At 57.4% G+C, this 21388-nt stretch carries 22 protein-coding genes and 2 tRNA genes; 12 read left to right on the plus strand and 12 right to left on the minus strand.

What is annotated here, in order from left to right; translation table 11 throughout:
• Positions 1-147 precede the first annotated feature (147 nt).
• From KFJ24_RS01360 to KFJ24_RS01400, 9 genes are all read right to left on the minus strand, one after another.
• Positions 148-224: transfer RNA gene (locus KFJ24_RS01360), tRNA-Met, on the minus strand.
• A 92-nt stretch (positions 225-316) separates the two neighbouring features.
• Positions 317-1408, minus strand: coding sequence for a redox-regulated ATPase YchF (gene ychF, locus KFJ24_RS01365; protein ID WP_250829290.1), 1092 nt, complete (start codon positions 1406-1408; stop codon positions 317-319).
• Positions 1409-1490: 82 nt separating this feature from the next.
• Positions 1491-2081, minus strand: coding sequence for an aminoacyl-tRNA hydrolase (gene pth, locus KFJ24_RS01370; RefSeq protein WP_250829291.1), 591 nt, complete (start codon positions 2079-2081; stop codon positions 1491-1493).
• Positions 2082-2102: 21 nt separating this feature from the next.
• Positions 2103-2759 carry a 50S ribosomal protein L25/general stress protein Ctc gene (locus tag KFJ24_RS01375; RefSeq protein WP_250829292.1) on the minus strand — a complete coding sequence of 219 codons (657 nt, stop codon included), beginning with the start codon at positions 2757-2759 and terminating at the stop codon, positions 2103-2105.
• Positions 2760-2926: 167 nt separating this feature from the next.
• A complete protein-coding gene (locus tag KFJ24_RS01380) occupies positions 2927-3877 on the minus strand; it encodes a ribose-phosphate diphosphokinase (protein ID WP_250829293.1) in 951 nt (316 codons plus the stop codon).
• Between the two features lie 52 nt (positions 3878-3929).
• A tRNA-Gln gene (locus tag KFJ24_RS01385) sits at positions 3930-4004 on the minus strand.
• Positions 4005-4023: 19 nt separating this feature from the next.
• Positions 4024-4887, minus strand: a complete 864-nt coding sequence (gene ispE, locus KFJ24_RS01390) for a 4-(cytidine 5'-diphospho)-2-C-methyl-D-erythritol kinase (RefSeq protein ID WP_250829294.1) — start codon at positions 4885-4887, stop codon at positions 4024-4026.
• On the minus strand, positions 4884-5525 hold the full coding sequence (gene lolB, locus KFJ24_RS01395; protein ID WP_250829295.1) for a lipoprotein insertase outer membrane protein LolB: 642 nt from the start codon (positions 5523-5525) through the stop codon (positions 4884-4886). The genes ispE and lolB overlap by 4 nt, the downstream gene beginning before the upstream one ends.
• On the minus strand, positions 5525-7270 hold the full coding sequence (locus KFJ24_RS01400; protein ID WP_250829297.1) for a tetratricopeptide repeat protein: 1746 nt from the start codon (positions 7268-7270) through the stop codon (positions 5525-5527). Before KFJ24_RS01400 ends, lolB begins: the two co-directional genes overlap by 1 nt.
• 234 nt (positions 7271-7504) lie before the next feature.
• On the opposite strand from KFJ24_RS01400, the gene hemA reads away from it, so the two are divergent.
• The 4 genes from hemA to KFJ24_RS01420 are packed head-to-tail and all read left to right on the plus strand — an operon-like array spanning position 7505 to position 11498.
• Positions 7505-8794 (plus strand): glutamyl-tRNA reductase, encoded by a 1290-nt coding sequence (gene hemA, locus KFJ24_RS01405; RefSeq protein WP_250829298.1) that lies wholly within the window; start codon positions 7505-7507, stop codon positions 8792-8794.
• On the plus strand, positions 8791-9879 hold the full coding sequence (prfA, locus tag KFJ24_RS01410) for a peptide chain release factor 1 (RefSeq protein WP_250829299.1): 1089 nt from the start codon (positions 8791-8793) through the stop codon (positions 9877-9879). Before hemA ends, prfA begins: the two co-directional genes overlap by 4 nt.
• Positions 9869-10759, plus strand: coding sequence for a peptide chain release factor N(5)-glutamine methyltransferase (gene prmC, locus KFJ24_RS01415; RefSeq protein ID WP_250829300.1), 891 nt, complete (start codon positions 9869-9871; stop codon positions 10757-10759). Before prfA ends, prmC begins: the two co-directional genes overlap by 11 nt.
• Entirely contained in the window at positions 10749-11498 is a 750-nt protein-coding gene (locus KFJ24_RS01420; RefSeq protein ID WP_250829301.1) for a molybdopterin-synthase adenylyltransferase MoeB, read from the plus strand. Before prmC ends, KFJ24_RS01420 begins: the two co-directional genes overlap by 11 nt.
• Before the next feature lie 128 nt (positions 11499-11626).
• Here KFJ24_RS01420 and phrB read toward each other — a convergent pair whose 3' ends face one another.
• Positions 11627-13027 carry a deoxyribodipyrimidine photo-lyase gene (gene phrB, locus KFJ24_RS01425; RefSeq protein WP_250829302.1) on the minus strand — a complete coding sequence of 467 codons (1401 nt, stop codon included), beginning with the start codon at positions 13025-13027 and terminating at the stop codon, positions 11627-11629.
• 156 nt (positions 13028-13183) lie between these two features.
• Here phrB and KFJ24_RS01430 point away from each other — a divergent pair, with 156 nt between their 5' ends.
• From KFJ24_RS01430 to KFJ24_RS01455, 6 genes are read left to right on the plus strand one after another with little or no spacing between them, the layout of a single operon-like run.
• Entirely contained in the window at positions 13184-13993 is an 810-nt protein-coding gene (locus tag KFJ24_RS01430) for a hypothetical protein (RefSeq protein WP_250829303.1), read from the plus strand.
• A 51-nt stretch (positions 13994-14044) separates the two neighbouring features.
• A complete protein-coding gene (locus tag KFJ24_RS01435) occupies positions 14045-14905 on the plus strand; it encodes a mechanosensitive ion channel family protein (protein ID WP_434968029.1) in 861 nt (286 codons plus the stop codon).
• Positions 14886-15383: an ATP-dependent zinc protease family protein gene (locus KFJ24_RS01440; RefSeq protein WP_250829306.1), complete on the plus strand. Its 498-nt coding sequence runs from the start codon at positions 14886-14888 to the stop codon at positions 15381-15383. The genes KFJ24_RS01435 and KFJ24_RS01440 overlap by 20 nt, the downstream gene beginning before the upstream one ends.
• Entirely contained in the window at positions 15380-16285 is a 906-nt protein-coding gene (rimK, locus tag KFJ24_RS01445) for a 30S ribosomal protein S6--L-glutamate ligase (protein WP_250829307.1), read from the plus strand. The genes KFJ24_RS01440 and rimK overlap by 4 nt, the downstream gene beginning before the upstream one ends.
• 3 nt (positions 16286-16288) lie before the next feature.
• A complete protein-coding gene (locus KFJ24_RS01450) occupies positions 16289-17353 on the plus strand; it encodes a succinylglutamate desuccinylase/aspartoacylase family protein (RefSeq protein ID WP_250829308.1) in 1065 nt (354 codons plus the stop codon).
• Between the two features lie 31 nt (positions 17354-17384).
• The gene (locus tag KFJ24_RS01455) at positions 17385-17810 is read left to right on the plus strand and encodes a secondary thiamine-phosphate synthase enzyme YjbQ (protein ID WP_250829309.1); all 426 of its coding nucleotides are present in this window, start codon (positions 17385-17387) and stop codon (positions 17808-17810) included.
• Between the two features lie 196 nt (positions 17811-18006).
• Here the strand turns inward: KFJ24_RS01455 and KFJ24_RS01460 are convergent, their stop codons facing one another.
• Both KFJ24_RS01460 and KFJ24_RS01465 read right to left on the minus strand, forming a co-directional pair.
• On the minus strand, positions 18007-18528 hold the full coding sequence (locus KFJ24_RS01460; RefSeq protein WP_250829310.1) for a cytochrome b: 522 nt from the start codon (positions 18526-18528) through the stop codon (positions 18007-18009).
• A 13-nt stretch (positions 18529-18541) separates the two neighbouring features.
• A complete protein-coding gene (locus KFJ24_RS01465) occupies positions 18542-18889 on the minus strand; it encodes a hypothetical protein (RefSeq protein ID WP_250829311.1) in 348 nt (115 codons plus the stop codon).
• 251 nt (positions 18890-19140) lie between these two features.
• On the opposite strand from KFJ24_RS01465, the gene KFJ24_RS01470 reads away from it, so the two are divergent.
• Together KFJ24_RS01470 and KFJ24_RS01475 are read left to right on the plus strand one after the other, a co-directional pair.
• Complete coding sequence (locus KFJ24_RS01470) at positions 19141-19866, plus strand: response regulator (protein ID WP_250832527.1); 726 nt, start codon at positions 19141-19143, stop codon at positions 19864-19866.
• A gap of 1 nt (position 19867) precedes the next feature.
• Complete coding sequence (locus KFJ24_RS01475; protein ID WP_250829313.1) at positions 19868-21295, plus strand: sensor histidine kinase; 1428 nt, start codon at positions 19868-19870, stop codon at positions 21293-21295.
• Positions 21296-21388: the final 93 nt, after the last annotated feature.

Here is a 21388-nt window from a genome sequence, read left to right on the forward strand (position 1 = left end):
AGAATGGATCTTTTGGGCAGTCAGATAGGTATCGGCCTTGGAACCGGGCTCAAGCTTGCCGCCATCTTAGCCTGAGGCCGCGGGGAGTCAAAAAAGGACAGCCCATAAAAAAAGGGTCACGACGTGCGTCGTGACCCTTTGAAATCTTGGTAGCAAGGGGCGGAGTCGAACCGCCGACCCCAGCATTATGAGTGCTGTGCTCTAACCAACTGAGCTACCTTGCCATTTCGCTTTGGGCATCGCCCCAAACGAGGCGCGTATTTTCAGTATTTGGGCCCTTGCTGTCAAGGCTTGGGGCCCGTTTTTGCTGAAAAAATTACACGTTAAAACGGAAGTGGATAACGTCGCCGTCCTGAACGATGTAATCCTTGCCTTCCAGGCGCCATTTGCCGGCGTCTTTGGCACCGGCCTCACCGTTGTAATGGACAAAGTCGTCGTAGCTCACCACTTCGGCGCGGATAAAGCCACGCTCGAAATCCGTGTGGATCACTGCGGCCCCCTGAGGCGCGGTAGCGCCAATTTTCACGGTCCAGGCGCGCACTTCCTTCACGCCAGCCGTAAAGTAGGTCTGCAGGCCCAGAAGGCCGTAACCGGCGCGAATCACGCGGTCCAGGCCGGGCTCTTCCATGCCCATTTCGTCCAGGAACATGGACTTTTCGTCGTCTTCCAGCTCGGAAATCTCGGCTTCCAGCTTGTTGCAGATCGGCACCACCACGGCGTTTTCAGACTCGGCGATTTCCCGCACGGTGTCCAGGTGCGGGTTGTTCTCGAAACCGTCTTCATTGACGTTGGCGATGTACATGGTTGGTTTGACGGTGAGCAGGCAAAGCTCACGCACCAGTGCCATCTGGTCTTTGTCCAGATTCATGCTGCGAACCGGTTTGCCTTCGTTCAGGACGGGCAGCAGCTTCTCAAACATCTCCAGCTGGGCTTTGGCTTCCTTGTCGCCACTCTTGGCGACGCGCTGCACGCGTTTGATCGCCTTTTCGACGGTATCGAGGTCAGCCAGAGCCAGTTCGGTATTGATGACTTCGATATCCGAGGCCGGATCTACCTTGTTGGCCACGTGAATGACGTTGCCGTCTTCAAAACAGCGAACAACATGGGCGATGGCGTCGGTCTGGCGGATGTTGGCGAGGAACTGGTTGCCCAGGCCTTCACCCTTGGAGGCACCTGCTACCAGGCCGGCGATGTCCACGAATTCCATGGTGGTGGGTACGACACGCTCGGGCTTTACGATATCGGCCAGCTTGGTCAGGCGAGGGTCGGGCATGGCCACCACACCGGCGTTCGGCTCAATGGTGCAGAACGGGAAGTTTTCCGCGCCGATGCCGGATTTGGTCAGTGCGTTGAACAGGGTGGATTTGCCGACGTTGGGAAGGCCGACGATGCCGCAGTTAAATCCCATGGAATGCCTCTGCTGGTACTGAAAAATGTGGGCGGATTATACCGGTGTCTGCCGGATGGTGCGAGTAGGGGGAAGTGCGCCCTCAGGGAGCTGGTTTGAAGCTGTGCAGGCGGTTCATGGCTGCAGCCAGTTTCCCGTTGGCGGCATCCGGAAGCACCCGTATTATCTCGTCGAACACCAGGTTGAGTTCCTCGGTTTCTTTCTTGCCGAGCCGGCCCAGTACGAAACCGGTGACCTTCCGGCTGTCGCCGGGATGACCGATACCAAGACGCAGGCGCTGGAAGTCTTTGGTGCCGAGATGGGCAACGGTGTCTCTCAGACCGTTGTGGCCACCATGGCCGCCGCCTTTTTTCAGCTTGGCAGTGCCCGGGGGCAGGTCGAGCTCGTCGTGAGCAACCAGGATCTGTTCGGGAGCAATCTTGAAGAAATCCGCCAGTGCCTTGATGGACAGGCCGCTGCGGTTCATGAACGTGGAGGGGGTCAGCAGGTGCAGGTCCAGACCCTGCCACTGAACGCGGGCGTAGAGCCCATGGTACTTCTTCTCGGGACGGAGCGTCTGGCCCGCATGGCGGGCCAGCGCTTCGACGAACAGGGCGCCGGCGTTATGGCGGGTATTCTCGTAGTCAGGACCGGGATTTCCCAGGCCGACCACCATGACAATATCCTGTGCCATTCGCCGTTGCCCCCGGAGTGATTACTCCTTCTCGTTTTCGCCTTCTTCGCCTTCTTCGCCTTCTTCACCTTCTTCCGCTTCGTCGGTCTTGGCACCGCGCGGCTTGTGAATGGCGACAACTGGCAGGTCGTGATCTTCGCCCTGCAGCAGGGCTGCAATCTTGACGCCCTTCGGCAGTTTAAGGTCGCTCAGGTGAACAACCTGGTCCATTTCGACATCCATCATGTCGATTTCGATGAACTCAGGCAGGTTCTGCGGCAGACAGATCACTTCTACTTCGTTGATCTGGTGGTTCGCAACGCCGCCGTGCAGCTTGATAGCCGGTGCAGCTTCTTCGTTCACGAAGTGCAGCGGTACGTTAACGTGGATCTCGTGATCCTTGTCGACGCGCAGGAAGTCAGCGTGAGTCAGGATAGGCTTGTACGGGTGACGCTGCAGGTCCTTCAGGATCACGCTTTCTTTCTTGCCGTTCAGCTCAACGGTCAGTACGTGAGAGAAGAATGCTTCGTTCTCCAGAGCCTTCTTGAGCTCGTTGTGCCAGATGGAAATCGCAGTAGCTTCCTTCTTGCCACCGTAGATGATGGCCGGGATTTTCCGTTCCTCACGACGCAGGCGGCGGCTCGCACCTCTCCCCTGATCGTCACGAGGAAATGCTTCGATAACAAATTCCTGAGACATGGTATTAACCTCAATCGTCACCTGAACTGCCCGCGACCAGGCGTTGGATTCAGGTGATGTTTCTGAAAAGCCGGAATTTTCCGGCTGACTAAAAGAGTCGGGAGCCTGATTAGGCTCCCGACCCGGTAACTGCTTGTTTTGCCTGGCAGTTAGAACGTTAAATCCGCTCAGGCATTGTCGAACATGGCGCTGATCGATTCTTCATTGCTGACGCGGCGAATGGACTCCGCCATCAGACCCGCCATGCTGAGGACGCGGATTCTATCACAATTTTTCGCTTTGTCACCCAGCGGGATGGTGTCGCAAACGACCAGTTCATCCAGTTGGGATGCATTTATGTTATCGATTGCGGGGCCAGACAAAACCGGATGCGTTATATAAGCAACAACGCGGGCGGCGCCATGCTCCTTGAGAGCATTGGCAGCTTTGCAAAGGGTGCCGGCGGTATCGATGATGTCGTCTACCAGGATGCAGGTCTTGTCTCGGACATCACCAATGATGTGCATGACCTGGGAAACGTTGGCCTTGGGGCGTCGCTTGTCGATGATGGCCAGATCGGCATCGTCCAGTTTCTTGGCAACGGCGCGGGCGCGAACAACGCCGCCAACGTCCGGAGAAACGACGATAAAGTTCTCAAAGCGCTGCTTTTCAATGTCTTCGAGCATGACCGGGGTGGCGTAGATGTTGTCCACCGGAATGTCGAAGAAGCCCTGGATCTGGTCAGCGTGCAGGTCAACGGTCAGGACGCGGTCCACGCCGATGCTGGAGATCATGTCTGCAACAACCTTGGCGCTGATGGCTACCCGAGTCGAGCGTACCCGGCGATCCTGGCGTGCGTATCCGTAATAGGGGATGACAGCAGTGACACGCGTTGCGGATGCACGGCGAAGCGCATCGGCCATCACGATCAGTTCCATCAGGTTATCGTTGGTGGGGTAGCAGGTCGGCTGAATGATGAAGACATCATGACCACGGACGTTCTCATTGATCTCAACGGTGGTTTCGCCGTCGCTAAAACGGCCTACAGTGGCCTGCCCCATGGGAATATGGAGTTTCTGCGCGATGGCTTTGGCAAGCTCAGGGTTGGCGTTGCCAGCAAAAATCATCAGTTTGGACACGACGGCATCCTTCTCAGTATCGGCGTTTGATTCAGAAGAAGCGGGAGAAAGGTGGCTGGGGTGGCAGGATTCGAACCTGCGCATGACGGGATCAAAACCCGTTGCCTTACCACTTGGCGACACCCCAGTATCGTGCTTTTTTGGCATCATTTTAGCTCTGTCAGCTTTTTGTGTAGAGGTGATATGTTCACCCCTTTAGCTACGAACCCCGTGATGCCGGAGGGTTTGCTTTCCCAGATGATCCGGGCTGCGGATTCTGTCGGGAAACGTCCAAATATGCAAGCCCCGGTTCCGGTTAATCTTGCTGGTCCGAATTGTGTAAGCCATTCCAGGCTTTCGTTAACCTCAGGATACAGTTTTCGAACTACATCCTCACAGTCGTTTCGGGACCTCGAGGCGTCTCCCTCAAAAGCGGGCGCTATTGTGATTCTAGGGGTGTTTCTTGTCAACCCTTGCTCTGAAAAAATCTTACCTGTGTTTATATCGCAGTCAGGTTTTAGAACCACAAACCAGTCTTCGGGCGGGTCGACCGGAGTGAGCTTCTCGCCCACGCCCTCACCAAGTGCTGCATGGCCCCGCACGAACACCGGAACGTCGGCGCCCAGGGTAAGGCCCATTTCGGCCAATTCATCAATGCTCAGGCCGAGTTGCCAAAGGTGATTCAGGCCCAGGAGGGTTGTCGCGGCATTTGAGCTGCCGCCTCCCAGGCCGCCGCCCATGGGCAAACGTTTTGCGATGCTTATGGTGACACCTGGAAGATGATCGGTTGCCCTGGCCTCCAGCGCCTTCGCGGCACGGATGATCAGGTTCTCTTCGTCGGGAACGCCTGCAATGGGTTCTGCAAGCCTTACGCCTGGCTGATCTGGTGTCAGGGTAAAGGTGATGTCGTCACCGTAGTCCAGAAACTGAAACAGGGTTTGCAGTTCGTGGTAACCATCCGGCCGACGCCCGACGATGTGAAGAAAGAGGTTAAGCTTTGCGGGTGAAGGCAGCGTGAGCGTCCTGATCACCGTGCAGCCTCCTGGCTGTTCCACTCACTGACGACCAGTCGTACCCGTTTTTCACCCTTCAGTGCGGTGATTCTTGCGGGCAGGGAGGGGTAATCAGGCAGGAACTGTTGCCAGCGATCGTAGCGGATCTCCCAGCCGGCTTGCCGAATCATCGCGAGTTGGCGGTTCTCATCAAACAGCAGTCTGAAATCGCCGTCCGGGGCGGGCAGGCCCCGGATCCACCAGACCAGGTGGTTCAGGGGTAATTGCCAGCCGGTCGCGGCTTCCACCAGGGCTTCCGGTTCTCCGGAACGGTAGGTGTCACCGCTTGGCATGGTCAGCTCGATAAATCCGGGTACGCCCTTGAGTGTTGTGCTGCCTATGCCAAGGAGTGAGGAGGAGAGGGCGAGATCGTAGGCTTCTCCGCTCTGGATCCAGTGGTTGATCAGGGCGGTGCCACTGTCTGAGGGCTGGCGCACGGCCAGCTTTCCCATCAGTCGCCAGTGATCAAAGCGGCTGAGCTGAGCGGTTCGATCGGCCCAGCCTGCCGGTGGCTGATCCGTCATACCCTCTGGCAGGGGTTCCAGCTGGATGGTGGTGCAGGCACCCAAAAACGTAATGAGTGACAACAGAAACCACAGGCGGAGCTGCTTCCGCATTACAGGTCTCCGCTGTTTGTCAGCCGCTCAATGGTTTCCCTGAGGATGTCATGGTCGGCATCCTGTTCCAGTCCCTTCTTCCAGATGATGCGCGCCTGTTCCTCTGCGCCACTCATCCAGAGTGCTTCGCCGTAATGGGCGGCGACTTCCGGGTCCGGGTAGGCGGACCAGGCCCGGGCCAGATACTCCAGGGCCGGCTGGATCTGGCCTTCCCTGAACAGGACCCAGCCCATGCTGTCGAGGATGGCCGGGTTCCCGGGGTCCAGGGTCAATGCTCGTTCAATGTATCTCCGTGCTTCCTGCAGTCGATCCGTGCGGGTGGTCAGGATGTAGCCGAGGGCGTTAAGGGCTATGGCGTTATCAGGATTTTCCTCGATGATCTGTTCCAGATCGTCCACGGCGCTCTCTGGCTGGTCCAATGTATCCAGCAGCATCGCACGCGCGTAGCGGATCTGGACGTTTTCGGGGAACGTTTCGAGTGCGGTTGTTGCGGTTTCCAGTGCGGCCTGATGCTGTTGCTGATCCAGCAGCAGGTTTACCTGAAGAAGCCAGAAATTTTCGGCCTGCTGAGGATTGGTGTTGCGCAGGGTGCTTATGTTTTCTATCGCTTCGTCCAGTTTGCCGTTCGAGGCGAGGAGGGCGCTTGCCCTTGCCAGGGCCGGGAAGTAGTAGTTGCCCTGCTGTACGCTCTGGTAAAACCCGATGGCCTGTTCGGTGTTGCCGGCTTCGTCTTCAACACGGCCCAGATAGTAGTTGGCTTCGTTGGTGTGGTGGCCCTGTTCAATCAGAAGGGTGAGTTCTTCTTTTGCCAGCCCGGTCTGGCCATTTTCCAGTGCCACCAGTGCATAGGAAAGGCGCAGGCTAGGTGTGTTTGGGTAACGTTTAACCAGGCGGTTGAACTCGTCCTGGGCTGTCTGCAGCTCCTTCTCGCCGATCAGCATACGACCATACAATGTGCCCATCCGGCGATTGCTGGGGAAGCGGCGAGTGTTGGTCATCAGGTAGTCCAGCGCTTCCCGCTTGTCACCGGTCTGGTAAAGAAGATCACCTTTGAGGATGATGGCCGGCTGGAAGTTGGGTTTTTCTTCCAGCAGAGGTTTCAGGCGATTCAGGGCTTCGCCAGGATTGCCTGTCACTTTTAATAGCAGTGCAATGCTGTATTCCAGTTCGGGGATGTCGGGGTGGCGTTCGGCCATCTGGTTGTATAAAGAGAGCAGTTCCTGCTGTTGCTCCGGGCGGAGGTTGCCGGACATGGCAGCCAGGCTGTCAAAGTCGGCATCGCCCCCCTGGTCCATGATTTTTTCCATATGATCGAGCGCGATACCCAGTTCGTCATTTTTGACGGCCTGGATGGCGGAGACCCTGTGAGCCTGGATGTTGTCTGGATCCACTTCCAGCCAGAGTTCGGCAAGCTGTCTTTGAGCGTTGTCGCCATTCAGTGACTGGGCAATGCGCATAGCCCGCGAGATGACGCCTTTATCCCGGGACTTCTGGGCTGCTTTCAGGTAGTTCACCAGCGTGACATCGAAGCGACCCCGCTGTGCGGCAATTTCAGCTGACAATAAAAGATAGAGGACGTCCGGCTCGAAGTCGGCGTATTCCATGCTCTCTTCGCTGGTGGTCTTGCCCGAAGCCTTCGAGGCTTCTTCGGTGGCGGGCGTTTCCTGGGGGGCGGTGAGGCTGGCACAGCCTGACAATGAAAGGCCTATCAGGCAGGTAACCAAAAACAGTGCGGATTTGTGCATGCAACTTCCCGTGAATCTGTCGACAACGCATCAGAAATACCCACAAGCCAGCGATTTTATTGAGCTGGATCGGGTCGCGGCCTCGGCCGGTTCCCTATAATGGCATAAGCATCTGATCTTGCCCAACCTGTCCGCACTTCCCGAAGCGGGGAGGTTTTGGGTAGCAGCAGAGGCCGCTGGCCGTTAAAATAGCGGTAATTTAACGTTCGTTGGCATAAGGTTGTTCAACCATAGATGGCACTGGTAACGCTTGGAATCAATCATCGCACCGCTCCGGTGGAGTTGCGCGAACGAATTGCGTTTACGCCCGAGCGTATGGGGGAGGCGTTTGCTGAACTGCGCGCCGCGTCTGGTGCCACTGAAGCCGCCATCCTTTCGACGTGTAACCGTACCGAACTCTACCTTGCCGGGGATGATGACTGTGCACCCGCGGTATTGCGCTGGCTTGCCGGCTTTCATGATCTGGAACCGGCCGATCTGGAGCAGGCGTTGTATGTGCACCGTGATGGGGATGCCGTGCAGCACGTGATGCGCGTGGCAGCGGGGCTGGATTCCATGGTCCTCGGCGAGCCCCAGATCCTCGGTCAGTTGAAGGATGCCTACGCCCTTGCGCGGGAGAATGGTGCCAGCGGCTCATTCCTCTCCCGCCTGTTTGAGCAGACGTTCTCCGTTGCCAAGCGTATTCGTACCCAGACGGCTATTGGTGAAAACCCGGTCTCCGTTGCCTACGCTGCGGTCACCATGGCGCACCATATATTTGCCGATATGTCCCGTAACAAGGCTTTGTTGATTGGTGCTGGCAAGACTATGGAACTGGTAGCACGCCATCTGTCGGATGCCGGTGTTAAAGACTTTCTGGTTGCCAACCGTACACTGGAACGTGCGCAGGCTCTTGCCGGGGCGCATGGTGGTGAGGGTATCCTGCTTTCGGAGATTCCGGATCACCTGGGCGACGTGGATATCATCATTGCGTCAACTGCCAGCCCGATGCCGGTTTTGGGCAAGGGTGCCGTTGAACGTGCCCTGAAGAAACGCAAGCACCGACCCTATTTTATGGTGGATATCGCGGTACCCCGGGATATTGAACCTGAAGTCGCCTCACTGGCGGATGTCTATCTTTATACCGTGGATGACTTGCGCCAGGTCATAGAGGAAAACATTCGCTCCCGTGAAGGCGCCGCCCGCGAAGCCGAAAATCTGGTTAGCGCCGGGGTGCAGGATTTCCTGAACCAGCTCCGTGCCCTGGATGCGGTGTCCACCCTCAAGCAGTTTCGCCAGCGTGCCGAAATCCTGCGTGATACGGAAACCGAAAAAGCCCTGCGCACGCTCCGCAACGGCGGCGACCCCGAAACGGTATTGCGCAGCCTGGCTCGTGGCCTTACCAACAAACTTCTGCATGAACCGTCGGTTCAGGTCCGAAAGGCGACCACCGAAGGGCGTCCCGAGGTGACCGAATGGTTGCGTGAATTGCATCAGCTGGATGTTCTGGAAGCAGACGAGTCGACCACCCCGGAAAAACTATGAAATCATCGATTCAATCCCGCCTCGAACAGCTCGCTGATCGGTTCGAGGAGGTTAGCGCATTGCTCAGCGATGCCTCCGTTATTGGCAACCAGAATCAGTTCCGCGATCTTTCCCGCGAGTTTGCGGAAATCGAGCCGATCGTGCATTGCTTCGAGGCCTGGCGTCATTCCCTGGATGACATCGAAGCCGCCAAAGAACTGGCCAGTGACAGTGATGCTGATATGCGCGAGATGGCGGCCGATGAGCTGGAGGTCGCCCAGCAGAAAAACGAAGAGCTGGACGAGGAACTGCAGCGGCTGATGCTGCCCAAGGATCCCAACGACAGCAAGAGTATCTTTCTGGAAATCCGTGCCGGTACCGGCGGCGATGAAGCTGCCATTTTCGCCGGTGACCTCTTTCGAATGTATAGCCGGTATGCGGAACGCCGTCGCTGGCAGGTGGAAGTGCTGAGCGAGAGTGAAGGCGAGCACGGAGGCTATAAGGAACTCATCGCCCGGGTCGCTGGCGATGGTGTGTATGGTGCGCTGAAGTTCGAGTCTGGCGCGCATCGGGTCCAGCGGGTGCCGGAAACGGAATCCCAGGGCCGCATCCATACCTCTGCGTGCACGGTGGCGGTGATGCCGGAAGCGGATGAAACCGAGGCCGTGGACATCAACAAATCGGATCTTCGGATCGACACCTTCCGTGCCTCGGGCGCTGGCGGTCAGCACGTTAACAAGACAGACTCAGCCATCCGGATTACGCACCTTCCCACTGGCATTGTCGTGGAATGCCAGGAAGAGCGTTCCCAACATAAAAACCGTGCCAAGGCGCTGAGCTTCCTGGCGTCCCGGCTGCAGAATGACGAGATTGAGCGTCAGCAGAAATCCGTGGCCGAGACCCGTAAGAGCCTGGTCGGCAGTGGCGACCGTTCCGAACGTATCCGTACCTATAACTTCCCCCAGGGTCGGGTAACCGATCACCGTATTAACCTGACATTGTACAAACTCGATGAGGTGGTATCGGGCGATCTGGATGCGGTGATTGTTCCGCTGCAACAGGAACATCAGGCTGAGTTGCTGGCTTCACTCGCCGATGACCAGTAAATCCTTACTGACCTGTGAGAGCCTGCTGTATCAGGCTGCAGAACGTATCCCCAGTGACAGTCCCCGGCTGGATGCGGAATTGTTGCTGAGTCATGTAACCGGGCTCAGCCGAACCAGCTTCCGGGCCTGGCCGGAGCGGGAGGTCTCCGTTGCGCATGCGGCAGAGTTTGAAGCACTGGTGTCCGAAAGGGTGAATGGGAGCCCCATTGCCTACCTGTTGGGGCATCAGGAGTTCTGGTCCCTTCCTTTATATGTCAGTCCGTCCACCCTGATTCCCCGGCCCGACACCGAGTGTCTGGTGGAAGCGGCGCTTTCCCTGCCGCTGCCAGCCAGTGCCCGGGTGCTGGATCTCGGTACCGGCACCGGAGCCATTGCTCTGGCATTGGCCAGCGAACATGCAGACTGGCAAGTGACTGCCTGCGATTACGTAGACGAGGCCGTTGAGCTTGCACACCGGAATGCCCGGGCGTTGCAGCTGCCTGTCCGTGTGGTGCGGAGTTCCTGGTTTTCCGGACTGGCCGCGGGGAAGTTTGATCTGGTCGTGTCTAACCCTCCCTATATCGCCAGTGCCGACCACCACCTTGAACAGGGTGATGTCCGGTTTGAGCCTTCTTCTGCGCTGGTGTCTGGCGAGGACGGTCTGGACGATTTGCGCCTGATCGTGGAACAGGCGCCGGAGTGGCTTGAGGCCGGGGGCTGGCTGCTGGTTGAGCATGGTTTCGATCAGGCCGAAGCGGTCCGTTCGCTGTTCGAGTCCCGGGGATTTGTGGCGGTTGAGAGCCGGAAAGACTACGGTGACTGCGACCGGATGACTCTGGGACAATGGATCGGAGCCTCTGTGTTACGGGATCAGGAAACAGGAGACCAACATGCTGAGTGATGACGAGCTGCTGCGTTACAGCCGGCAGATACTGATGCCCAGGTTCGATGTGGCGGGCCAGGAAGCGCTGAAGTCTGCCCGTGTGTTGGTCATCGGTGCCGGTGGTCTTGGCTGTCCGGTAGCGCTCTACCTCGGAGCTGCGGGCGTGGGGCATCTGACCCTCGTGGACGACGATGACATTGAGTTGGCAAACCTCCAGCGCCAGATCGCGTTTGAGCAAGGCCAGTTGGGTGACTCAAAGGCAGAAACGCTGGCGGATCGTGTACGGCGAATTAATCCACAGGTGTCGGTCACCGCTCTGAATCAACGTCTGAGCGGGGATGAGCTGGTTCGTCAGGTGGAAGATGCCAGTCTGGTTTTGGATTGCAGCGACAACTTCAACACCCGCTTTGCCCTGAACCGGGCCTGCGTGGCTGCCAGGGTGCCCCTTGTGTCTGGAGCCGCCATTCGCGGGGAGGGGCAGTTATCGGTTTATGATTCGCGCGTCGATAGTAGTCCCTGCTATCACTGTCTGTATCCGGAGCAGGGCAATGAGGATCTGACCTGCTCTGAGGCCGGCGTTATCGCGCCTCTGGTCGGCATGATTGGTTCTGCCCAGGCGATGGAGGCCATCAAAGTCATCTCGGGGATTGGTAAGTCCCTGATCGGACGCCTGCTGATTCTCGATGCCTGGGAAATGCAATGGCGCGAAATGAAGCTGGCCCGCGATCCGGAATGCCCTGTTTGCGCTGACCGGTAATTCGGGCTTTGGGGCAGAAACAGGCTGACAGGCTTTTCCAAAACACGCTGTGAATACCTCCCTGTACGCTCGGCTCCGCCATCCATGGCTCCGCACGGTTCTGGAAAAGCCTGTCAGCCTGTTTCCCGTTACTCTTTGAGAGCCTGAAACTTCGCGATGGCGTCTTTCCGGCTTTCCTTCAGGTCGACGATGGGTCTTGGGTAACCCTTCGGGATCACGCCACCCTTGCCGGGATTGTGAATGCGCTTGGCATCCAGCTTTGCCAGTTCCGGCACCCACTGCCGAATGAAATAACCTTTCGGATCGAACCTCTCGCTCTGGGTGACCGGGTTAAACACCCGGAAATAGGGCGCGGCGTCAGTACCGGTTGAGGCACTCCACTGCCAGCCGCCATTATTCGAGGCCAGGAAACCATCCACCAGTTTTGACATGAAATAGGCTTCTCCCAGGCGCCAGTCGATGAACAGGTTCTTGGTCAGGAACATGGCGGTAACCATTCTCAGGCGGTTGTGCATCCAGCCCGTCTCATTCAGTTGGCGCATGGCCGCATCGACGATGGGAATGCCGGTATGCCCGGTCTTCCAGGCGTCAAACCTGTCGCCGGGATCGTTCCACGCCAGATTCTCGGTTTCAGGTTTGAACGCCCTGTGCATGCTGACCCGAGGGTAGTGGTAGAGAATATTGATGTAGAAATCCCGCCAGGCGATTTCGTTGATCCATGTTGTCAGGCCCTCCTGATTGCCGCCCATCCCCTGAGCCTGATGTGCAGCCAGCAAACACTGGCGACCCGAGAGCACACCGTTAGCCAGGTAGGGTGAGAGCTGACTGGTGCCGTCGATGGCCGGGAAGTCCCGGTCATCCTTGTAGGCGCCCCCACGTTCGCTGAGAAAGCCTTCCAGTTCTCGATGAGCGGCGTCTTCGCCGGTTTCTACCAGTGCCGGCGGTGCCTCTCTGAAAGGTTCCGGAATCTCATTAAGCTTTGCCGGTTCTATGGCATCGCTCTGGGCAGGTGGAATCGGGAATGCTGATGGTTGAGTCTCATCGACCCAGCTGCGCCAGCGTCTCGAAAACGGTGTGAATACCGAATAGGGCTCCCGCTGCTGGGTCAGGATATCGCCTACCGGAGCGACGGTCTGGTCGCGGTATTTGCAGACGCCGATTCCCAGGCTATCCAGCCGCTGCTTGAAAGCCTTGTCCCTTCGCCGCTCATTGACACCGTACTCCTCGTTAAAGTGCGCCTTGGAGATACCGTTTTCATGGCAAAACTGCTCCAGCTTGACGAGGCTGTCATCAAACCGGCTGGCTGAGATGAAGGTCAGGGGAATGCCGAGCTTTGCGAGCTCTTCGGAGAGCGCGTTGGCGTGAGCTATGAGGAAATGCACCCGAGCAGGCGACCAGTCGTGCTCCAGCCACTGCTCTGGTGTCACGATAAAACAGGCGCGCACCCCGGCTTTCTCCTTGCAGGCGGCGGTAAGGGCGGGGTTGTCAGCAACCCGAAGGTCATTCCGGAACCAGACCAGCTGTGTCATCGTAAATCCTGCGTCGCTTTTGGCTTGTGGGCATACGGGTAAATACATGCCAGTGTTTCAATAAAATCACAGACTTGGATATTCGCTGAGGTGCCACGATTGGATTATAGTTAGTTGAACCTGCCTGCAAGACTTTAAAGGAGATGTGTGGCGTATATGGAATCCAAAACCGAAGGCCGGCGCGATGGCGTCTGGGCTCAGCCCTATACCCTGGCCTCCGGGCAAACCCAGTCTCATCAGCTGGGTCACGTTAATCTTTGGGTGACATTGCTCGACCGGGAATGGCAGATCCGTTCCGAAACGGTAGAGCTGGATATCGATCCGGTCAGCTGGACGGAGACTGTGGGTCACACCTTGCCGTCGAAAGAGATGTCGTTACAGCGCTTTATCCGTGCCGAGGGGGCAGACACTGTCACGTTTATTCCTGCTGTTGGTTCGCTTCCCACGGTAGTCCGTCCTTATCAGCCGCTGACGATTCCGGCGGGAGAGCAGTGCGTTATCTACGTGGGCACATTGGTGTGGATGAACGTTTGTGTTGGTGACGCCCGGACTATGCTGACGGAGATACCCCTGGCGGTACCGTCGCTCACCTGGGTGGGGCGGAACACGATGGAAGGGGAGCTGTGTTATTCGTCGGCCAGCGTTGCCCGCCTGGTGTTGGAAGCGGTGCCAAAGCGTCCCTGGCGGGCGGTAACGCCGGTCACCATTATCAATCGCCGGGAGGAGCCGCTGCTGTTGGAGCGTTTCAGTCTCCCGACACCAATGTTATCGCTCCATCTGAATGAGCGGGGCCAGTTATGGACGCCGGGCGTAACGGTGGAGTGCGAAACCGATATGAACTCGGCCAGTCTGCATGTCGATCAGACAGTGTTTGCGGCCGCAGGTAAATGCCAGCAGGTGGGGCCTGCCCGGGAGAAGGTTGCCCGTGGTCGTTTTGTTCGCGCCTTTGATCGTATGTTCGGTTAACCCCAGCTTGAGGGAGTTGAAGTTTTGTTAGAACAAATCCAGACCGGCATGATGTCGGTGCTCACGGGTGTTGCCTGGGGCCAATGGGTCAGCTCGATTTTTCTGCTGGTTCTTGGGCTGGTTCTAGGCTCGCTGGCGGCCCGAAGTGTCTCCCGTTTTATGGCGGAAAGAAGCACCCGACACCATACCGTGATGTTACGCCGGTTCGTATTTTACGTCATTGTCCTGCTGTTCGCCATAGCCGCTCTGCGGGAAGCGGGGTTCTCACTCGATGTGGTTCTGGGCGCAGCCGGCATCCTCACAGTAGCGATCGGTTTTGCTTCCCAGACCTCAGCGTCCAACATGATCAGCGGGTTATTTCTGCTGGTGGAGAAGCCCTTCGAAATCGGCGACTTTATTGAAGTTGATGCCACTCTTGGTGAGGTGGTCGGCATCGATATGTTGAGCGTAAAGTTACGCACGCCGGACAACCTGTATGTACGCATTCCCAATGAGACCCTGATCAAGACGCGGGTGGTGAACCGGTCCCGGTTCCCCATTCGCCGGCTCGACCTGACCGTGGGTATTGCCTACGCTGAAGATGTGGAACGAGTCGAAGCTCTGTTGTTAGGCTTGGCGGAAAAGAACCCTGTCTGCCTGGAAGAGCCTAAACCATTTGTGTTGGTTACCGCGTTCGGGCCGTCCTCCGTTGATCTGCAGTTCTCATTCTGGGTGCCCAAAGACAAGGTGCTTGATGGGCGCAGCAGTATCATGGTGGCGATCAAGAAAGCTCTGGACCGGGAAGGCATCGAAATCCCCTTCCCGCACACCAGTATCTATGCCGGTAGCCATTCCGAGCCCTTCCGCGTGCAGCTGCTGGGGCCGGAAACACTCTCTAACAAGGAACCCCTGGATGTCGACAAAGACCGTTGAAGTGATCAAACCCATCGCCCCGAAACCCAACGATAATAAGGTTGGTCTTGGCTGGCGGGAGTGGGTGGCACTGCCGGATCTGGATATCAGCCGTATCAAGGCAAAGGTGGATACCGGAGCGCGCACCTCATGCTTACATACCTTCCGCACGGAAACCTACACCGAGAACGGGGAACGTCGGGTCCGGTTCTGGGTCCACCCGGTGCAGAACGATCTGCACAATGTGATGGAGTGCGATGCCAGGGTGTTGGATCAGCGCAAAGTTTGTGACTCCGGTGGTCACCGGGAAATGCGTCTGGTGATTGAAACCACACTGGTGGTAGGCGACCAGAGCTGGCCGATTGAAATGACACTGACCAACCGGGACTCCATGCGGTTCAGAATGTTACTCGGGCGCACCGCCATGTCCGGTCGTTCGGTTGTTTACCCCGAAGCCTCTTACCTAGCCGGCGAACCGGCGCTAAGGACTGAAAAATGAGAATTGCGATTTTGTCGCGTAATAAAAACCTTTACTCCACCCGACGTCTGGTGGAGGAAGGGATCAATCGTGGCCACGAGGTAAGGGTGATCGACTGCCTGCACTGCTCCATGAATATCACCTCCGCCAATCCCCAGATTCATTACCACGAGGAAGTCCTGGAAGACTACGATGTGGTCGTTCCGCGTATCGGCGCCTCGGTGACCTTCTACGGAACGGCGGTATTGCGGCAGTTTGAGATGATGGGCGTGTTCCCGGTCAATGAGTCCGTCGCCATTACCCGCTCACGGGACAAGCTGCGGTCTCTGCAGCTACTGGCCCGGAAGGGCGTAGGCATGCCAGTGACCGGGTTCGCCAACAAGCCTGATAACGTGCCCGAACTGCTGAAAATGGTTGGTGGTGCGCCGGTGGTGATCAAGCTGCTGCAGGGCACCCAGGGCATTGGTGTGGTTCTGGCGGAAACCCGCAAGGCCGCGGAGAGTGTCATTGAAGCCTTCATGGGCCTGAAGGCCGACATCCTCGTGCAGGAGTTCGTCAAGGAAGCTGGCGGCGCCGATATCCGCTGCTTCGTCATTGGTGACAAGGTGATCGCTGCGATGAAGCGCCAGGGTGCCGAGGGCGAGTTTCGGTCCAACTTGCACCGGGGGGGCAGCGCTTCACTGGTTCGTATTTCACCCGAGGAGCGTCGAACTGCAATCACGGCCGCCAAGTCCATGGGGCTCAATGTGGCCGGTGTCGATTTGCTGCGCTCCAGTCGTGGCCCCCTGGTCATGGAAGTGAATTCCTCGCCCGGGCTTGAAGGTATTGAGAATGCCACCGGCAAGAATGTCGCTGGCATGATCGTCAACTGGGTCGAAAAGAATCAACAACCCTGGAAAACCAGAACCAAAGGAAGGGGCTGATTTATGGCGCGTGCGCCGTTTGAGATCGCCGGTACCCAGATTGAGGCCGGCACCCGAAAAACTGTCGAAGTCCCTGTGGCCAAGCTTTATACGCACACGCCTCTGCACATTCCCGTGGAGGTGGTGCATGGCCGGAGAAACGGCCCGGTTCTCATGGTGTGTAGCGCTATTCACGGTGATGAAATCAATGGTGTTGAGATTGTTCGGCGGGTTCTTACCAATTCTGCGCTCCGACATCTGCGGGGTACGCTGGTGGCCGTGCCCATTGTTAATATCTTCGGGTTTGTGCAGCGCACAAGGTATCTGCCGGACCGGCGGGACCTGAACCGGTGCTTCCCGGGCAGTGAGTCGGGTTCGCTGGGGGGGCGTATTGCCTACCTTTTGCGCACCCAGATCATGGAAAAGGTAACGCACATTATCGACTTGCATACCGGGCCGGTTCACCGGTTCAACCTGCCGCAGATACGCGCGGAGCTAAAAAATCCGGAAACGGTCCGCATGGCGGATGCCTTCGGTGCCCCCATCATCATCAATGCCGGATTGCGCGAAGGCAGTCTGCGCGCCTACGCCGACTCGCTCGACATTCCGGTGATTACCTACGAGGGGGGCGAGGCGCTGCGCTTTGATGACGTGGTGATTGGCAGTGGCATCAAGGGGGTCATTCGGGTTATGCGGGAGCTGGAGATGATTCCAGCCAAGAAAGCGCCCAAAGCCCCGAAGAAACGCTCCGAGACCGCCGCCAACTCCCAGTGGGTGAGGGCGGATATTGATGGCATCATGCGGCCAATAGCCAGCCTCGGGCAGAAAGTTCGCAAGGGGCAGCGATTGGCGATGGTGGCGGACCCCTTCGGGGAGTCGGAAACGGCGATAGTGTCCCCCTGTTCAGGGATTGTGATTTGTGTGAACAACCTGCCGCTGGTGAACGAAGGCGAGGCGATTTATCACATTGCCCGTTTTGATGAGCTGAGCGAAGCCGAAAAAGCTATGGATTATTTCCGGAGTTCATTCGAAGCGGAAGTGACCGAGGCCGTCGTGCCCGTCCACCCATGGGATGAATTGCAAAAATAAATCTGAACATAGCCACAGATGGGGGGCGCTGATGATCTGGGATCAGACGTTTATTGATTTGGCGCCGTTGCCGCGCGGGTTTCATCTGGTAACGAATGAAATTCTGGCCCAGGCGCCTGATCTGACCCACTGTGAGGTTGGTCTGCTGCAACTGTTTATACAGCACACGTCTGCTTCGCTGGCGGTTAACGAAAATGCAGACCCGGACGTACGCGGAGACCTGGAACGGCATTTCAATGTGATGGTTCCGGAGAATGCGCCGCACTTCACCCACACCATGGAAGGACCGGACGATATGCCGGCTCACATCAAGAGTATTCTGATTGGTCCATCCCTGACTTTGCCGGTTAGTCGTGGCCATCTGGCTCTGGGCACCTGGCAAGGAATCTATTTGTGTGAGCACAGGGACAGGGCTGGCAGCCGCCGTCTCGTGGCGACTCTCCAGGGCCGCTGGTAGTTTCTCGCTGGTTCGCTCCTGCCTCACAACCTTTTCACGCCCGCGCCAGGGTGTGATATTCCACCCATCGGAGTCTGCAATGGTTCCGTTGAGCACTCAACAAACATAATTGTTGGACCTGGCCCGAAAGACCCTGTTTCACGAAATGAAGAAACATGGTCTGGAAAAGGCCCAGTTCAAGGACTGAATTGCCCCGTTACGCCATTTTCCGCATGGTACCGTCGCCTTTCACGTGTTGGTGGAATAGCGCTGCAGCGACGTGGCCGGCGATCACGAACCAGAGCAGCGTAGTGGTAAATTCGTGAGTCTCTTCGCCGCCGTCTTCGAGCCACTCGATCTCGGGCCCCGGCGAGACGACCTGAAGCCCGAAGAAGTCAATGCCATGGCCGCTGCCCCAGGCGGCGAGAAAACCGGTCAACGGAATGATAAGCATCAGGCCGTAGAGCGCCAGATGGCCAATACGTGCGGCGAGCTTCCAGCTCTCCCTTGTTTGTACCCGGCCACGGTTCGCCAGTCGCCAGACAAGCCTCAAACCCAGAAGCGCTGCCAGTGCCAGTCCTGTTCCCTGATGGATTGCCATCCCTGATATACCGGCGATATCTTCCAGTGCCTCCATCCACCATTCACTCAGCAACATAATCACCAGCAAACCTGCCATTAGCCAGTGGATAACACGTGAAACCAGGCCGTATCGGTTTTCAGAATCCAACCATGACATTGAGATGTCTCCCTTAATCCGCCGGTGATGGTTGCAGGGGACGACCGAGGACACCTACCTCAGTCTCCTGCAAGACATTGTTTTGGCGATCCCTGAGTTGGATCTTGTAGCTCTCGCGATCCCTGCTGGTAATGATTGTAGCGGTTGCTCCAGGGCCGTAGCGTTTCAGGGCATTTGCCCGGGCGAGGGTACGGATTTCTTCCATGGAATAGGTTTTTTCCATGTTTTTGTGGGCCCAGTCATACCGGTTCCGTTCATCGTAATCATCATCTGCAACCGAATAGAGAGGCGCAAGACTGATGGCTGCAACTGCAATGATAGCTGCAAACGGATGACGCTTGATGGAGGTGGAAATGGTCACGGTCAATATTCTCCTTTACCGGGTGTGTCACTATGACAAGCCTGTGCCGCGATGGCAGATTGAGCGCCAGCGTTCGCTGACGAGACACAGTTAACCGTTTTTTTGTCATTAAAGTTTGTCGGGTGGCGGGTATTTTTGTCGCAAATTGTCGCAGGTATGTGGGTGGCGACAGGTTGCGACAAATACGATTCCGACGTTTCTCTTTTCGCGCCTTATAATCTTTCCAACGAGCCGGATGTAGTTAAAAAATGATGAGCGAGGATCAAAATCCGCAGATTCTGGTGGTTGATGACCACCGGGAGATTCGAGACCTGTTGGGCCGTTACCTGAGAGATCATGGCTATCGGGTGCTGTTGGCCGAGGGTGGCGCGGCCATGAAAAAACAGCTCCAGACCCATCGCGTCAGCCTGGTTCTGCTGGACATTATGATGCCGGGAGATGACGGTTTGGTGCTTTGCCGGTTCCTGAGGGAACACACATCGTTGCCGGTGATTCTCCTGACAGCCATGGGTGAAGATATGGACAAAATTATCGGGCTGGAAATGGGCGCTGACGATTACGTCACCAAACCGTTTAACCCCCGTGAGGTGCTGGCGAGAATAAAGTCGGTTCTTCGACGGGTAGAGTCGCTGCCTCCCCGAAAGGGAGAGGGAGTTGGTCAGCATCTGGCGTTTAATGGCTGGCATCTGGACGTGGACCGCCGTCGCCTGACTGATCCCGAAAACGTTGAGGTTGCCCTCAGCACCGCCGAGTTCAATCTTTTGCTGGTGTTCCTGAACCATGCCGGCCGAGTGCTTTCCCGCGACCACCTGCTGGACCTGGCGGAAGGCCGCGAGGCGTCTCCGTTTGACCGGAGTATTGATAATCGGGTCAGCCGTCTCCGCCGCAAGCTGGAAAAGGACCCGCGAAACCCTGAATTGATCAAGACAGTCTGGGGTGGTGGCTACCAGTGGACATCATCCGTGGAGGCCGGCTGACATGCGTTTATTGCCCCGTCGTGCTGCCAGTCAACTGGTATTGCTGGTCATTGTGGTGATGCTCGCGGCCCAGGGCGTGACCTTCTGGATGATGGTGGGTGAACGCCAGGGAGCGCTGCAGACTGCGGGGCTCAATACTCTTTTGACGCGGGTGAGCAATGCCTATTCATTGGTGAACATCATGCCGCCTGCAGAGCGTGATCGGGCGCTGTTAGCGCTTGCTGATCCGCTGCTGACACTCTCCAGCGGCCCTGCGCCGGCGCTTCCTGCCGATGCCTCGGCCCCGTTTTCTGAATGGTTGCTTACCGAGGGGCCGCTAGCCGGACTGGTGCCGGAGGGCGAGTCGATCCGTACCAGGATTCTGGTGGATGATGACCGCTGTGAAAGAGACGATGACCGGGAGCATGAACACGAAGAGCATCATCACCGGGATGAGGACCTGATCGATGAGTATCACGAGGACTGGCGCAAGCGCATGCAGAAAATGGATTGCCCTCCCGTTCTTGATCTCTCACTCCGCCTGACGGACGGCAACTGGCTGAATGCGGTTGCGAGTCCGCCGCAACCGTCCTGGCTTTGGTTGAAAGCAGCGCTCATGGGGGCAGGTATTACGGCTGTTCTTCTTATTTTGGCGGTGCTGTTTGCTGTCCGATATATTCTTGCCCCGGTTCGCAGGTTGCGGGAGGCCGCCCAGTCGTTCTCCCGGGGCAACCCGAGGCAGTTACCGGAACAGGGGCCGGAAGATATCCGGGACGTCATCCGGGCGTTTAACCATATGCAGGTTCAGGTGGGGCGCTCCCAGGATGAAAAGGCTCGCTTGCTGGCTGCGCTGGCTCATGACCTGAGAACACCGGTGACGGCGATGCGGTTGCGGGTTGAAATGCTTCCGGAAGGGGAAGATCGCAGTCGATTACTGGAGAATCTGGCAGAAATGCAAAGCCTGGCAGAGGATACGCTGGAGTTTATCCGTGGCAGCGCTTCTGAATCTGGTCGGCGTTACGATCTCAGTGCTTTGCTTGAAAGTCTTTGCGACGATCTCTCTGAAATCGGCATGCCAGTAAAGTGCGGGGAGCTTCCCCGTTGCGTTCTGTCTGGCCGGCCTGAAGCCGTGCGCAGAGCCGTTCGGAATCTTATTGAGAATGCCGTGAAATATGGTGAGCAGGCCGAAGTGTTCCTGAAGAATGAGCCTGGCGGGGTGTCCATTACCATCGCTGACCGGGGGCCAGGTATCCCCGGGGAGTTGCGTGAAAAGGTCTTCGAACCCTTCTTCCGGGTGGAAACCTCCCGCAGTCGGGAAAGCGGCGGAGCCGGTCTGGGTCTGGCAATTGCACGAACACTGATACTGGGCATGGGTGGCAGCATTACCATTGGCGACCGCGAGGACCAGCAGGGTGCTGTCGTGACGGTACGGTTGCCATCCCGGCAGTGACACGCCGGGTGGGTGCGGTAACTCAGCGGCTCAAGGCTCTGGCTGCAGATATGTCAGATCAGGACAGAGGCTACCGGGTATAGTGGATTGGAC

The sequence above is a fragment of the Marinobacter sediminum genome (genome assembly GCF_023657445.1).
GTDB lineage: Bacteria > Pseudomonadota > Gammaproteobacteria > Pseudomonadales > Oleiphilaceae > Marinobacter > Marinobacter sediminum_A.

Bases quoted from the DNA above. Each gene is read 5' to 3' on its own strand.
- KFJ24_RS01430 (WP_250829303.1), top strand. From the start codon at position 13,184: ATGGAATCCAAAACCGAAGGCCGGCGCGATGGCGTCTGGGCTCAGCCC.
- KFJ24_RS01440 (WP_250829306.1), top strand. From the start codon at position 14,886: ATGTCGACAAAGACCGTTGAAGTGATCAAACCCATCGCCCCGAAACCC.
- KFJ24_RS01400 (WP_250829297.1), bottom strand. From the start codon at position 7,270: ATGCACAAATCCGCACTGTTTTTGGTTACCTGCCTGATAGGCCTTTCA.
- KFJ24_RS01420 (WP_250829301.1), top strand. From the start codon at position 10,749: ATGCTGAGTGATGACGAGCTGCTGCGTTACAGCCGGCAGATACTGATG.
- KFJ24_RS01375 (WP_250829292.1), bottom strand. From the start codon at position 2,759: ATGTCTCAGGAATTTGTTATCGAAGCATTTCCTCGTGACGATCAGGGG.
- pth (WP_250829291.1), bottom strand. From the start codon at position 2,081: ATGGCACAGGATATTGTCATGGTGGTCGGCCTGGGAAATCCCGGTCCT.
- rimK (WP_250829307.1), top strand. From the start codon at position 15,380: ATGAGAATTGCGATTTTGTCGCGTAATAAAAACCTTTACTCCACCCGA.
- prfA (WP_250829299.1), top strand. From the start codon at position 8,791: ATGAAATCATCGATTCAATCCCGCCTCGAACAGCTCGCTGATCGGTTC.
- KFJ24_RS01450 (WP_250829308.1), top strand. From the start codon at position 16,289: ATGGCGCGTGCGCCGTTTGAGATCGCCGGTACCCAGATTGAGGCCGGC.
- KFJ24_RS01470 (WP_250832527.1), top strand. From the start codon at position 19,141: ATGAGCGAGGATCAAAATCCGCAGATTCTGGTGGTTGATGACCACCGG.
- prmC (WP_250829300.1), top strand. From the start codon at position 9,869: ATGACCAGTAAATCCTTACTGACCTGTGAGAGCCTGCTGTATCAGGCT.
- KFJ24_RS01475 (WP_250829313.1), top strand. From the start codon at position 19,868: ATGCGTTTATTGCCCCGTCGTGCTGCCAGTCAACTGGTATTGCTGGTC.
- lolB (WP_250829295.1), bottom strand. From the start codon at position 5,525: ATGCGGAAGCAGCTCCGCCTGTGGTTTCTGTTGTCACTCATTACGTTT.
- phrB (WP_250829302.1), bottom strand. From the start codon at position 13,027: ATGACACAGCTGGTCTGGTTCCGGAATGACCTTCGGGTTGCTGACAAC.
- ychF (WP_250829290.1), bottom strand. From the start codon at position 1,408: ATGGGATTTAACTGCGGCATCGTCGGCCTTCCCAACGTCGGCAAATCC.
- KFJ24_RS01455 (WP_250829309.1), top strand. From the start codon at position 17,385: ATGATCTGGGATCAGACGTTTATTGATTTGGCGCCGTTGCCGCGCGGG.
- KFJ24_RS01435 (WP_434968029.1), top strand. From the start codon at position 14,045: ATGTCGGTGCTCACGGGTGTTGCCTGGGGCCAATGGGTCAGCTCGATT.
- KFJ24_RS01460 (WP_250829310.1), bottom strand. From the start codon at position 18,528: ATGTCATGGTTGGATTCTGAAAACCGATACGGCCTGGTTTCACGTGTT.
- hemA (WP_250829298.1), top strand. From the start codon at position 7,505: ATGGCACTGGTAACGCTTGGAATCAATCATCGCACCGCTCCGGTGGAG.